The organism is Sphingobium sp. WTD-1 (assembly GCF_030128825.1).
Taxonomy (GTDB): Bacteria; Pseudomonadota; Alphaproteobacteria; order Sphingomonadales; family Sphingomonadaceae; genus Sphingobium.
The window spans coordinates 4,486,609-4,499,789 of sequence record NZ_CP119127.1; the positions used below are offsets into that span (position 1 = coordinate 4,486,609).

13 protein-coding genes are annotated in these 13,181 nt (G+C 65.9%); 5 read left to right on the forward strand and 8 right to left on the reverse strand.

The window, feature by feature from the left end; all coding sequences use genetic code 11:
* Positions 1-33 precede the first annotated feature (33 nt).
* A complete protein-coding gene (locus tag N6H05_RS22295; protein ID WP_284111732.1) occupies positions 34-2,958 on the forward strand; it encodes a helicase-related protein in 2,925 nt (974 codons plus the stop codon).
* Positions 2,959-2,977: 19 nt separating this feature from the next.
* Complete coding sequence (locus N6H05_RS22300) at positions 2,978-3,262, forward strand: RNA-binding S4 domain-containing protein (protein WP_284114299.1); 285 nt, start codon at positions 2,978-2,980, stop codon at positions 3,260-3,262.
* A gap of 13 nt (positions 3,263-3,275) precedes the next feature.
* Here the strand turns inward: N6H05_RS22300 and N6H05_RS22305 are convergent, their stop codons facing one another.
* Entirely contained in the window at positions 3,276-4,040 is a 765-nt protein-coding gene (locus N6H05_RS22305) for a MipA/OmpV family protein (RefSeq protein WP_284111733.1), read from the reverse strand.
* Positions 4,041-4,421: 381 nt separating this feature from the next.
* On the opposite strand from N6H05_RS22305, the gene fdxA reads away from it, so the two are divergent.
* The 3 genes from fdxA (at position 4,422) to N6H05_RS22320 (ending at position 6,838) form a co-directional block, all read left to right on the forward strand.
* Positions 4,422-4,760, forward strand: coding sequence for a ferredoxin FdxA (gene fdxA, locus N6H05_RS22310; protein WP_284111734.1), 339 nt, complete (start codon positions 4,422-4,424; stop codon positions 4,758-4,760).
* A 246-nt stretch (positions 4,761-5,006) separates the two neighbouring features.
* A complete protein-coding gene (locus tag N6H05_RS22315; RefSeq protein WP_004211100.1) occupies positions 5,007-5,534 on the forward strand; it encodes a CarD family transcriptional regulator in 528 nt (175 codons plus the stop codon).
* A gap of 146 nt (positions 5,535-5,680) precedes the next feature.
* Positions 5,681-6,838 carry a pyridoxal phosphate-dependent aminotransferase gene (locus tag N6H05_RS22320; protein WP_284111736.1) on the forward strand — a complete coding sequence of 386 codons (1,158 nt, stop codon included), beginning with the start codon at positions 5,681-5,683 and terminating at the stop codon, positions 6,836-6,838.
* A 38-nt stretch (positions 6,839-6,876) separates the two neighbouring features.
* On the opposite strand, the gene N6H05_RS22325 is transcribed toward N6H05_RS22320, so the two are convergent.
* From N6H05_RS22325 to N6H05_RS22355, 7 genes are all read right to left on the reverse strand, one after another.
* Positions 6,877-7,122, reverse strand: a complete 246-nt coding sequence (locus N6H05_RS22325) for a hypothetical protein (RefSeq protein ID WP_284111737.1) — start codon at positions 7,120-7,122, stop codon at positions 6,877-6,879.
* Positions 7,123-7,202: 80 nt separating this feature from the next.
* Positions 7,203-7,706, reverse strand: a complete 504-nt coding sequence (locus N6H05_RS22330; protein ID WP_004211094.1) for an asparaginase domain-containing protein — start codon at positions 7,704-7,706, stop codon at positions 7,203-7,205.
* Positions 7,707-7,768: 62 nt separating this feature from the next.
* Positions 7,769-8,584: a pyrroline-5-carboxylate reductase family protein gene (locus tag N6H05_RS22335; protein ID WP_284111738.1), complete on the reverse strand. Its 816-nt coding sequence runs from the start codon at positions 8,582-8,584 to the stop codon at positions 7,769-7,771.
* Positions 8,585-8,607: 23 nt separating this feature from the next.
* Positions 8,608-9,114, reverse strand: a complete 507-nt coding sequence (locus N6H05_RS22340) for a type III secretion system chaperone family protein (RefSeq protein WP_004211091.1) — start codon at positions 9,112-9,114, stop codon at positions 8,608-8,610.
* A gap of 42 nt (positions 9,115-9,156) precedes the next feature.
* Positions 9,157-9,468, reverse strand: a complete 312-nt coding sequence (locus N6H05_RS22345) for an accessory factor UbiK family protein (protein ID WP_284111739.1) — start codon at positions 9,466-9,468, stop codon at positions 9,157-9,159.
* A 40-nt stretch (positions 9,469-9,508) separates the two neighbouring features.
* The gene (locus tag N6H05_RS22350) at positions 9,509-10,057 is read right to left on the reverse strand and encodes a TspO/MBR family protein (protein WP_284111740.1); all 549 of its coding nucleotides are present in this window, start codon (positions 10,055-10,057) and stop codon (positions 9,509-9,511) included.
* A gap of 18 nt (positions 10,058-10,075) precedes the next feature.
* Complete coding sequence (locus N6H05_RS22355) at positions 10,076-13,180, reverse strand: efflux RND transporter permease subunit (protein ID WP_284111742.1); 3,105 nt, start codon at positions 13,178-13,180, stop codon at positions 10,076-10,078.
* Between the last annotated feature and the right edge of the window lies 1 nt (position 13,181).

Below are 13,181 nucleotides of genomic sequence, written 5' to 3' on the forward strand. Positions count from 1 at the left end.
CTGCCCGCCATCCTGCACGACATAGACCCCATCATGGCCCAGTTCGCCCGTTCGCCCGTCACCGCTGTGCTGGGCCCCACCAATACCGGCAAGACCCATCTCGCCGTCGAGCGCATGTGCGGCCATTCGAGCGGCATGATGGGCTTTCCGCTGCGCCTGCTGGCGCGCGAAGTCTATGACCGCGTCGTCGCGATCAAGGGCGCGCAACAGGTCGCCCTCATCACCGGCGAAGAAAAGATCGTGCCACCGGGCGCGCGCTATTTCCTCTGCACCGCCGAATCCATGCCGATCAGTGGCGGCAGGGAAGCCGCTGCGATGACCGGCGGCCTCAGCGATTTCGCCTTTGTCGCGCTGGACGAGGCGCAACTGGGCGCCGATCCCGAACGTGGCCATATCTTCACCGACCGCATCCTGCGCGCCCGCGGCCGGGAAGAAACGATGATCCTAGGTTCCGCCAGCATCGCCAAGACAGTCAAGAGCCTGGTCCCGGAGGTCGAGATCATCGGCCGGCCGCGCTTTTCCACCCTCTCCTATGCCGGTGCCAAGAAGCTGTCGCGCCTGCCCCGCCGCTCCGCCATCGTCGCCTTCTCGGCCGAGGAAGTCTATGCCGTGGCGGAAATGCTGCGCCGCTTCCGGGGTGGCGCGGCGGTAGTGATGGGCGCCCTGTCGCCGCGCACCCGCAACGCCCAGGTGCAGATGTTCCTGAATGGCGACGTCGATTATCTGGTGGCCACCGACGCGATCGGCATGGGCCTCAATCTCGACGTCGCCCATGTCGCCTTCGCCTCGCTGCGCAAGTTCGATGGTCGCCGCTCGCGCCGGCTGACGGTCGCCGAAATGGCCCAGATCGCCGGCCGCGCCGGGCGCCATCACAAGGACGGCACCTTCGGCAGCCTGGGGTCGGAGGATGGCGACGCCGCCTTCACGCCGGAAGAGATAGAGGCGATCGAGGCGCATCGCTTTCCGTCCGTCGACCAGCTTTTCTGGCGCGACGGCGTGCCGCGCACCGACAGCATCGATCATCTGATCATCGACCTGGAGGCGCGGCCCGACCGCCCGGAACTGCGCGCCGCGCCGCAGGCGGTCGACCTGGCCGTGCTGCGCCGCATGGCCGAAGATCCCGAGGTCCAGACCCGTGTCCGCTCCAAGCGCGATGTCGAACGGCTCTGGGCCGCCTGTGGCCTGCCCGATTTCCAGAAGCTGGGCGCGGAACATCATGCCCGTACCGTGGCGCGCATCTGGCGTTTCATCGCCGGCAATGGTTCGGGCTTTGGCGGCCATATCCCGCGCGACTGGTTCGCCCAGCAGATCGCCCGCCTCGATTCGGTCCAGGGCGATATCGACACCTTGTCGGGCCGGATCGCCGCCGCGCGCACCTGGTCCTATATCGCCCATCGTCCCGACTGGCTGGCCAATCCGGTGGAGATGGCCGAACGCACGCGCATGCTGGAAGAAAAGCTGTCCGATGCGCTGCATGCAGCCCTGACGCAGCGTTTCGTGGACCGACGCACCTCTGTTCTGCTAAGGGATATCGGACAGAATGCGAGCAATCTGCCGGTCACGGTCGACCCGGATGGGACGGTCTGCGTCGATGGCGAGACGATCGGGCGACTTGACGGATTTCGTTTCTCAGTCGATCCCGCTACGCGACTCCAGGACAGAAAGCTGTTGCTGGCGGCGGCGGAAAGGCGCCTTGGAAAGGTATTACGAGTGAAGGCTGACGAATTGATGAGCGCTGCGGATACGGATTTCGCGCTCATGGACGATGCGGGACAGACGCCGGGCATCGCCTGGCAGGGAACCCCGGTCGCAACGCTGATGGCGGGCGCAGGCCTGCTCGCGCCCGAAATCCGGCTCGATCGCGCGCTCGCCGCGCTGGGCCCGGATGTGCAGAAGCAGGTGACGACCCGTCTGGCGACCTGGTTCGAGGCGCAGAAGCAGAAGCATCTGCTGCCGCTGGTCAAGATGAGCGAAAGCGCTGCCGATCCGGCCGTGCCTGCCGTCGTCCGCGCGGTCTTCGCCCAGCTGGCCGATGCCGGCGGCGTCGCGCCGCGACTCGACCTTGATTCGGCGCTCGGCCATCTCGACAAGGATCAGCGCCATCTGCTGCGCCGCGCCGGCATCGATATCGGCGTGCTCGACCTCTATCATCCCGGCCTGTTGAAGCCGGGCGCGGCGCGCTGGCGCGCGGCGCTGCAGGCGGCGCGCATCGGCAAGCCCTGCCTGCCGCTGCCCCAGCCGGGCCTGACCCTGATCCCGACCGGCGACAAGCCCCAGGAAATGGGCGCGCGCATCGCCGGCTTCCGCAGCTTCGGTCCGCAGATGCTGCGTATCGACATGGCCGAGCGCATGGCCCGCACCGCGCATGAGACGATCGCGAAGAATGAGCCGTTCAGCGCGCTCAGCCCACAGATCGTGTCGCTGGGCCTCAGCGAAGAGGCGTTCCTGCAACTGATGCGCGCCGCCGGCTTCCGCCCGATCGACCCGGTGCCGACCCCGGCGCCCGTCGCCGAGATGCCGGCCGAAGCCGCGCCCGCCGTGGAAGGCACGGACGTGGCCGAAGCGACCGACGCCGCGCCTGAAGCAGCAGCGGAAGCTGTTACCGAGGCCCCCGTCGAAGCGGCTGCCGAAGTGGCGACCGAAACCCCGGCCGAAGCGCCCGTCGCTGCCACCGGTGCCAACTGGGTGTTCAAGGGCCGACAGAAGGGTCGCCCGCAGGGCGATCGTGGCCCGCGCGCGCCCCGTCGCGACCAGCAGCAGCGCCCCGAAGGCAAATTTGCCGGCAAGAGCGACAATCGTGGCGAAGGTCGTGGCGGCAAGGGCGGCGATCGCGGCCCGCGCAAGGGTGGCGACCGCGACGATAATCGCGCGCCGCGCGCCACCCCCGCCAGCCACAAGGCCGCAACCAGCAACCATGCCTTTGCCGGCCTGGCCGAACTGCTGGGGCGCAATGGCTGACCCCAAGGGGGCCATGACAATGCCAGGGATGGGCGTCGGCCCGTCCCTGCGCATCGACAAATATCTGTGGTTCGCGCGCCTGTCGAAAAGCCGCTCGACCGCGCAGAAGCTGGCCGAGGACGGCCATATCCGCCTCAATGGCCGGCGCATCGATCGGTCCCATGCGCCGGTGCGCGCCGGCGACCTCATCACCTTTCCCCACGCCGCCGGCGTCCGCGTCGTCCGCGTGATCCAGTTGCCCACCCGGCGCGGCCCCGCGCCCGAGGCGCAGGCCTGCTATGAGGAATTGACGGTCGGCAGTTGATCTCGCCGCTGGCTCAGAACCGGTAGGCGAGCGCCAGGAAGCCGTTCGGCCGCGTCGCATGCTCGACCAGCGGGCTGTCCTTGACCCGGCCGAGCAGGCTGGTCGCCCCGACCGATCCGGTCACGCTCCAGCGGCTATCGAGCCGATAGACGATGTTGAGCAGCGCGGAGATGTCCTTGAACCCTGCCTTGCCGCGATATTGGTCCAGTCCGGACGCAGCGGCCTCGCGCGTATTCACCCCGAAATAGCCGTCCATATGCTTGCCGTCGGCAAAACTGGTGGCGATCGAGGGGGTGATGATGAGCTTGGGATTGAGGATGACCGGATAGGACAGGCTGGCGTCAGCGATCAAGCCGCCGGTGCTGCCGGCAATGCCCTGCGTCGCGCCCAGCGTCGCCACCACGCCGCCGCCGGTCAGATTGGCGAATATGCGCCCGCCCACGCCCCAGGACAGCCGATCGACGCCCGTGGGCACGTCGCGCCGGCGATAGCCGGGCATCGGGGTGACGCCCGCGCCGATGGTCAGCGCCCGGTCATCGACCAGATTGAGCCCCACGCCATTGCGGAAATTGGCAAAGAAGCGCCCCTCGACAATGTCGATCGCCGGCAGCGGCAGCACGCGATAATCGTCGGCGCCCTGATAGACCGGCGTCACCGCCGCACCCAGGCCGATGACGATCCGGTCCTTGCTCGGCTGCCCGACCGACTGGCGCGAACTGCTGAGATCCTGCGCCTTGACTGCCACCTGCGCGGCTGCGCCCATGGCGAGGAGCGTCATGCTCCATCGGGCTATCGTCCTTGTCATTCTCTGCTTCCCTGTCGATGCTGGATGCCCGTTGCACAGGCATCATGGCGCGGCCCACAGAACCGGCGTCCGATCGCGGCGAGGATAATTTCGACGAAACACACTGTAAAGACGGGATAATATTTCCAATCCGTGACAAGTTCAGGTGCCAGCCTCGCCCATCCCGTCCAATCGCCGTCCCGAAGAGACGATGCCGCGCGCCTCACATCGATCATTCGGCCGCGACATGGGCGCGCGTGCAAGGCGTCGGCCGAAAACCGCCCTTAAAGCCCGGTCAACATTATCCTCATTGACCTTCGGCGCACCTAAGCATAGCAGGGCCGCCGCTGTCGTAACCCAAAGAGTGCCCTGACAATGACCTATGTCGTGACCGACAACTGCATCCGCTGCAAATATATGGATTGCGTCGAGGTCTGCCCCGTGGACTGTTTCTACGAGGGCGAGAACATGCTGGTCATCAATCCCAATGAGTGCATCGACTGCGGCGTGTGCGAACCGGAATGCCCGGCCGAGGCGATCCTGCCCGATACCGAGAACGGCCTCGAAAAGTGGCTGGAACTCAACACCAAATATTCGGCCGAATGGCCCAACATCACGGTCAAGGGCGAGGCCCCGGCCGACGCCGACGCGATGAGCGGCGTGGAGAACAAGCTGGAGCAGTTCTTCTCGCCCGAACCCGGCCAGGGCAGCTGATCGATATTATCCTGCGCCATCAAGGCGCAGCGTCCCATTTTGTGCCGCACCCCCAGACTTTGTGTCCGGGGGTGGCAATTTTGTTACGAATCTGCTAAATAGCGCCCAGCGGACGAACATGGTCGCGTTCGTCCTGGAGTATTCGCATCATGTCTTGACGGTGACGCCGCGGACTTTCCCCGACTCGTGCCCCTGCTGCACCTGCCCCGCGACGGCCCGTTCCCCGGTTGAATAGAAAGGTTTCAAATGGCTGCCAAGGCGCTGTCCTTTGACGTTGGTGATTATGTCGTTTACCCCAAGCACGGCGTGGGCCGTGTGATCGAACTCCAAAAGGAGCAGATCGCGGGCATGGAACTGGAGCTGTATGTGCTCCGTTTCGAAAAGGAGCGCATGACGCTGCGCGTTCCCACCAACAAGGCCGAAGGCGTCGGCATGCGCAAGCTGTCCTCCAACAAGACGCTGGAGGAATCGATGGAAACCCTGAAGGGCAAGCCCAAGGTCAAGCGCACCATGTGGTCGCGCCGCGCCCAGGAATATGAAGCGAAGATCAATTCGGGCGATCTGGTGTCGATCGCCGAAGTGACCCGCGACCTGTTCCGTGCCGACGACCAGCCCGAGCAGAGCTATTCCGAGCGCCAGATCTTCGAGGCCGCTTCCAGCCGCCTCGCCCGCGAACTCGCCGCGATGGAAGAGACCGACGAGCCTACCGCGCTGCAGAAGATCCTGCGCATCCTCAATGAGGCCGCGCCGAAATATGCCAAGGTCGAAGGCTGATCGCTTCGCCCCAACAGGCTGAAACATGACGAAGGGCGCCCTCCCAAGGGGCGCCCTTCTTCGTTACCGCAGAGCCATTGCGGGAATCCCACCCTCGTCCGTTGACTCCCCCGAACCGTTCTTCAGGACGCATAGGGAACAGTCGCATGATGGATCAGAATGACGCGCAGCAGGATCTGATCCAGCGCGGCTATTCGCGCCGCGACGCCGCCCGCATATTGGGCGTGCTGGGCGCGGGCGTGGCGGTCGCCACCGCCGGCACCCCGGTCTGGGCGCAGCGCAATGACGGCCCGGAAGAAGGCAATTTCCCCAAGGTGCGGATCGGCTCCAACGAATGCTGGACCGGCCCCTTCCCCGTCGCTCAGGCCGCCGCGGCGAAGATCGTCTCCCACGCCAATTTCTACCATCCCGGCACCGAAGTTACCGACTTCAAGAAGACGCTCGCGACCATCGAGGGCGTGCCGGTCGACCATGTCCTGCCCTGGCCGGGGTCCAGCGATCCGCTCTCGCGCATCGTCGTCGCCTTCTGCTCGCCGCAAAAGGGGCTGGTGACCGCCGATGTCAGCTATGAACAGCCCTGGGGCACGGCGGAATGGGCCGGCGCCAAGGTGACGAAGGTGCCGCTGACGCCCGACTATCGCCACGACGTGAAGGCCATGCTGACCGCCAATCCGGATGCCGGCCTCTATTATATCTGCTCGCCCAACAACCCCACCGGCACGCTGACGCCGCTGGCCGACATTGAATGGCTGGTCGTGAACAAGCCAGCCGGATCGATCGTCCTGGTGGACGAGGCCTATCTCCATTTCTCGCACGGCCAGTCGGCCGCGCCGCTGGTCGCGCAGGGCAAGGACGTGATCGTGCTGCGCACCTTCTCCAAGCTGTTCGGCATGGCCGGCATGCGGCTGGGCGCCACCATCGCGCGGCCGGATCTGCATGCCAGGATGATGCGCTATGATGGCAAGCGCATGTCGACCAACCTGCCCCTGCCCTCGGTCGTGTGCGGCACCGTGGCGCTGACGCAGAAGGCGCTGATCGAGCAGCGCCGGGCCGAGATGATCGCGGCGCGCGACTTCACCTTCGCTCATCTCACCAAGCGCAGGGTCAAGTTCATTCCGTCGGACGCCAACATGTTCATGGTCGACTGGGGCAAGCCGGCAGCCGGGGTGCAGGCCCAGTTCCTGGCGGCGGGCGTCGGCATCGGCCGCAACTGGGCGCCCTGGCCCACCATGTCGCGCGTCACCGTCGGTTCCATGGCCGACATGCAGGCCTTCTGCGCCGCGCTCGACAGGATCATGGTCTGAAAACGGGCCGGCTTCGCTGTGGAAGCCGGCCCGCTGGATCAATTGCCCTTCACCGTATCAGCGGCATCCTTGGCGGCGTCGCCGACATCGCTCGCGGCCTGACCGACCTGGCTCGCCGCGCTCGACACCGCATCATCCTTGCGGGTCTGGCTGCTGATCAGGAAGAAGGCGGCAACCGCGACCACCACGACCAGCAACAGGATCGCGATGGTCGTGCCCCCGCCGCCGCTGCGCTTCTCGATGATGGTCGTCGTGGGCGCCGGGCGCTCCTGATAGTCTGCCATATATCGTCTCCTCTTTATCACCCCGTGGGGGCAACAATGCCGGAGCGTGACAAAGGTTTCAGAGCAACCGGCAGCCGGCCTTACTCGCCGGTCGGGACAAAGGCGCCCTTGGCACGGTCCTTGACCACCTTGTCGGCGCGGAACACCGATCCGCTCATGGTGATATAGACGCCCGGCTCGGCGACCTGCGCGGTGGCAAAGGCCATGCCGAGGTTGAAGCTCGCATCGCTCTCGCCAAAGCGCGCCGGGGCCAGCGCACCGACCAGCACGACGGTCTTGCCGGGGATATCCTGCAACAGCTTGGCCGTCTCGGTCATGGTGTCGGTGCCATGGGTAATGACGATATGCTTCTCGCGCGCGGCGGCGACGCGGGCGGCAATCAGCGCGCGATCCGTGTCGTCCAGTTCCAGGCTGTCCTTGCGCGTGATTTCCTCGATGCGGAAGGGCCGCTTGACCCGCGCCACCTGCAACAGCTTGGCCATCACCGTCTCGCCGACCTGATAGTCGGACAGGGCGTCGAAATAGACCTTGTCGATCGTGCCACCGGTGGTGAGCAGCAGGATGGGGGTTTCGGGGGACAGCATGAACGGACTCCGTATATCGATCGCGCCCCCTTAACGGATAATGGCGCGGACCGGAACCGTCCCTATTCGCCCCGCGCCATCGCTGCACCCCGGTCGCGCGCCGCAACCAGCGTGTCGGTCAGAAGGTCGAGCAGGCGATTGTCGGCGTCCAGCACATTGAGGCCCTGACGCGTCATGCCACCGGGGCTGGCAACCTGGTCCGCAAGGGTCGCCGGGCTGACGGTGGCGCGCGCGGCCATGTTCGCCGATCCCTGCACCGTCGCCAGCGCCATGCGCGCAGCCTGATCGGCGGGAATGCCCAGCGCCTCGCCGGCGCGCGACAGCGCATCAATGAAGCGGAACAGGAAGGCCGGGCCACAGCCGGACAGGGCCGTCACCTGATTGAACAGGGCTTCGTCGCCCATCCATTCGGCCAGGCCCAGCGGCGCGATCAGCGCGGCAATGTCGGCCTTGGCCGCCGCATCCGTGGCCGCATCGGTGTAGAGCGCGACCACGCCCTCGCCCAGCCCGACCGGCAGGTTGGGCATGGCGCAGACGACATCGCGCGGCGCCGGGAAATGCCGGCGCAGGTCGGCGATCGGCGTGCCGGCCAGGATCGACACCAGCCGCGTCTCCGCCGTCAGCAGCGGCGTAAGGCCCGCCGCGACATCGACGATCTGATAGGGCTTCATGCCCAGCAGCACGGTGGTGCCGGCCGACAGCGCGTCGGGATAGGCGGTGACGACGGTCACGCCCTGCGCCACCGGCTTGCCGCTCGGCCGCAGCACGGTGACGCGGGCGGGATCCAGCCCGCAGGCCAGCCAGCGGGTCAGCATCTGCCCGGCCATGTTGCCGCAGCCGACAAGGAAAAGATGTTCGGGCCAGCAGGCAATGGTCATGGTCAGGCTTTCAGGCAGAAATGTCAGGCTTCGCCGCGGGTTTCGATCAGGCTCGCGCTGATCGCCTCGCTCGGGCTCTTGCCGCCCCACAGGACGAACTGGAACACCGGATAGAAACGCTCGCACTCGTCGATCGCGGTCTCGATCAGCACCTGCGCCTGGTCCAGCGTCAGCGTTCCGCCCTGCCCCAGCAACGCGCCATGGCGGAACAGGATGATGCCGCTCGACGACCACAGCTCGAAATGGCCGAGCCAGAGCTGCTCGTTGATCAGGCCCAGCGTCTCGTAGATGACGGCGCGCTTGTCGTCATTGACGCGGATGTCAGGCAGCGCGAGAAGCTGCAGCACCTGATCCTCATCACGCCAGATGCCGCGCAGCTCATATTGCGCCCACGACCCCTGGGTGCTCGCGACGATCTCGTCCTCGCCGACCTGCTCATAGCTCCAGCCATGTGCCTCGTAAAAGGCCGCCAGCATGTCGATCGGCGCGGCCTCATGGCCGCCATTCTCAAATTCGTCGCTATCCATCATCGGCGCGCCTTTATCACCGCAAGCGGCGAAAGGACAGGGCGCTTACTCGGCGCCCGCATCCTTATCCACAGCTTTCGTCTTGGCGGCGCGTACGGTCTTGGTGACCGGCTCAGGCGCCTTGCCTTCCAGCGCATCAAGGCGCGCCTTGAGCAGTTCGACTTCCTCGCGCGCGGCGGCCGCCAGCGCCTTGACCGCGTCAAATTCCTCGCGGGTGACGAAGTCGACGCCGCCGATCCATTCCTTGGCGCGTTCGCGCGCGTTGGATTCGAACTCGCGGGTCATGCCCGCGACCGTGCCGGCAGCGCCGTTCACCAGCTTGGCCAGGTCGTCGAAAAAGCGGTTCTCGCTCTGCATGATCGTCTATCCTCGTATCAGGCGCGTGGATGCGCCGAAATCATATCTGGGTCTGGAGTGCCGGCGCGACAAGCCTGTGCGCATCCGGGTTCAGGCGGCCGACCTCATAGTTGAGGTAGGAGGCAAAGACCAGCCAGACCAGATAGGGCAACATCAACGCACCGGCAAAGGGACGGATCCGCCAGAACAGGGCAGTGGTGAGCGCCACCAGCAGCGCCAGCACAAGGATCAGCCCCAGCGCCGCGCCGACCTGATGCGCGCGGAAGAAGAGCGGCGACCAGGCAAGGTTGAGCGCCAGTTGCACCAGGAACAGCGCGACCGCTGCCCCCCGTCCCCTGGCCCCGCGCGCATGCAGCACGATCGCGAAGGCCAGTGCCATCAGCACATAGAGGATTGTCCAGGCCACGGCGAACGCCCAGCCCGGCGGCATCAGCGCGGGCAGGTTGAGCGAGGCGAACCAGCGATTGCCGAAACCGCTATTGGCGAGCCTGCCCGACAGGAAGCCGAGAAAGACGATCGCGGGAACCGTCACCAACGCCCAGCGCAGATAGGCAAGACGCAACTGACCCTGGGACGCGATCTCGTTCATCGGCAACGCAGCTCCAAGCTATTCGGCGGGTTCGGGCGAATCCTTGAGCGCCGAATCCAGTTTGCGACCAACGGTTTGCGGAGAAACCGTGCGCTTGGCAACGCGCGAATAGAAAATGGGAATGAGGAACAGGGTGATGAGCGTCGCCAGGCTGACGCCGAACACGATCACCACGCCGATCGAATGGCGCGCCGCCGCACCGGCCCCGCCGCGCAGCACCAGTGGCACCGCGCCGATGACGGTCGCGATCGACGTCATCAGGATCGGGCGCAGACGCCGCTTGGCCGCCTCGCGGATCGCCTCGGCAATCTCCATCCCCTCGTCGCGCAACTGGTTGGCGAACTCGACGATCAGGATGCCGTTCTTGGCTGCCAGGCCCACCAGCATGACGATGCCGATCTGGCTGTAAAGGTTGATCGACCCGCCGGTGATCGCCAGGCCCAGCGCGCCGCCGGCCACCGCCAGCGGCACCGTCGCGATGATGACGCCGGGGTGGATGAAGCTTTCGAACTGGGCCGCGAGCAACAGATAGACGATCAGGATGGTGAGGCCGAAGACGATCCAGATCGACCCGCCGGTCTCACGCAGCGACTGGCTTTCGCCGCGATAGCCGATCGCCAGCACCTCGGGCGACTGGCGCGCCTGATCCTCCAGGAAGGCGAGCCCCTGCCCCAGCGACGTCCCCGGCGCCAGCGCGGCGGTCAGGGTGATGGCGCGCAGCTTGTTGTAACGGTTGAGCTGACGCGGCCCGGCCACTTCGCGCACGGTCACGACCGCCGACAGCGGCACCAGCACGCCGCTGCGGCTGCGCACCTGGATACGTTCCAGATCAGCGAGCGTCTCGCGCCCCTCGCGCTCCGCCTGCACCAGCACGCGATATTCCTCGCCGCGATCGACATAGGTGGTGACGCGGCGCGAACCGAGCAGGCTCTGCAGCGCCTGGCTGACATCGTTCACCGACACGCCCAGGTCGCCGGCGCGCTGCAGATCGGTCTCGATCCGCATCTGCGGCTTGGTTTCCTTGTAATCGCTGTCGAGGTTGATGAGGCCCGGATAGCTCGCCGCCGCCAGCATGATACGGTCGCGCGCGGCCACCAGCCCTTCATAGGTGGAGCCGGCCAGCACGATATTGACCGGCAGGCCGCGACCACGGCCCAGGCCCGATCGCGGCGCCGCATTGCCGCGCACGCCAGGCTGGTCGGCGATCACCTTGTTGATGATGGTCGCGACTTCCGCCGTGGTGATGGTGCGGTCTTCCCAGGGGCGCAGGAAGGCAATGACGTTGCCACCATTATAATCGTCGGTGGTGCCAAAACCCGATGGTGTGCGGATCACCAGATTCTGCAGCGTGCCGTCCTTGCGGAGGAAGGCGAGATCATTCTCGATCTTCTGCATATAGGCCATCATCCGGTCGAAGCCGGTGCCTTCGGGCGCGTTGATATTGGCCTCGACCACGCCGGTATCCTCGGCCGGAGCCAGTTCGGCCGGCAGGCGGGTGAAGAGGAAGAAGGCGACCCCCAGGAAGATCGCGACACCCAGCAGCGGCATCAGCGGCTTCTTCAAGGTCCAGTCGAGCCAGCGGCCATAGCCATGCTCGATCCGCTGGAAGCGATCGTCCACCCAGCGCGCCAGCCGGCCACGCTCGGCATTCTTGAGCAGCTTGGAGCAGAGCATCGGCGCGAGGCTCAAGGATATGAAGCCCGAGAAACCGATCGCCGCGATCATCGCGATGGCAAGTTCGCGGAACAAGAGGCCGGTCTGGCCGGCGAGGAACATGACCGGCACGAACACGGCGCAGACGACCAGAGTGGTCGAGATGATGGCAAAGCCCACCTGCCGCGTACCGAGATAGGCGGCGACCAGCGGATCTTCGCCCTGCTCGACGCGGTGATAGACATTTTCCAGCACCACGATCGCGTCGTCGACCACCAGGCCGATGGCGAGGACGAAGGCGAGCAGCGTCAGCAGGTTGATCGACAGGCCGAGCAACCACATCACCGCGCAGGTGGCGAGCAGGCAGATCGGCACCGTCACGGCCGGCACGATCGTCGCGCGCACCGATCCCAGGAACAGGAAGATGACGAGGATGACGAGCAGAGCCGCCTCGATCAGCGTGTCATAGACATTGTCGATCGCGCGTTCGATAAACAGGGATTCGTCCGTGCCGATAGCGACGCGCATGCCCTTGGGCAGGGTCGGCTCCAGTTCCTTGATCAGCGCCTTGGCCTTCTGCGCCACTTCCAGCGTGTTGGCGCCCGACTGGCGGATGATGCCGATGCCGATCGCCGTGCCCTGGTTGGAACGGAAGCTGCTATAGGGGTTTTCGGCCCCTTCCTCGATCCGGGCAACATCGCCCAGCTTCACCTGATAGCCATCCTCGCCCCGGCCCACGACCAATTGCGCGAACTGGTCCGGCGTGGCGAAGGGCCGCTCGACGCGCAGCGTCTGGTTCTGGTCCTTCGATTCAAAGCGGCCGGCGGGCAGTTCGACATTCTGGGTGCGCAGCGCCGCCTCGACATCGGCCGGGGTCAGGCCGAAGGCGGCCAGCTTTTCCGCATTGAACCAGATACGGGTCGACGGACGCGCCTCGCCACCGATGGTGACGCGGGCGACGCCATCGATCGCGGCGAAGCGGTCGGCAATGTTGCGGTCGAGATAGTCGCTGATCTGGATCGGCGACCAGCCGGGGCGCGAGAAGGCGAGGAACAGGATCGACCGCGCATCGGAATCGACCTTGCGAATCTCCGGGGCCAGCGCATCCTCGGGCAGATCCTGCGTCACCGACCCGACACGGTCGCGCACGTCATTGGCGGCGCTGTCGATGTCGCGCGAGGGATCGAACTCGATATTGATGTTGGACGTGCCGTCCTGCGAGGTCGAGGTGATGGTCTGGATGCCCTGCACGCCCGCGACCGCATCCTCGATCTGCTGGGTGATGCGGGTTTCCACCACCGACGCGGCGGCGCCGGTATAGGTGGTTTCGACCGAGACGATCGGCGGATCGGTATCGGGATATTCGCGGACCGACAGGCTGAAATAGCCGACCAGGCCGACGATGCACATCAGCACCGCGACCACCGCCGAAAAGACCGGCCGGCGGACCGAGAGATCGGAAAGCTGCATC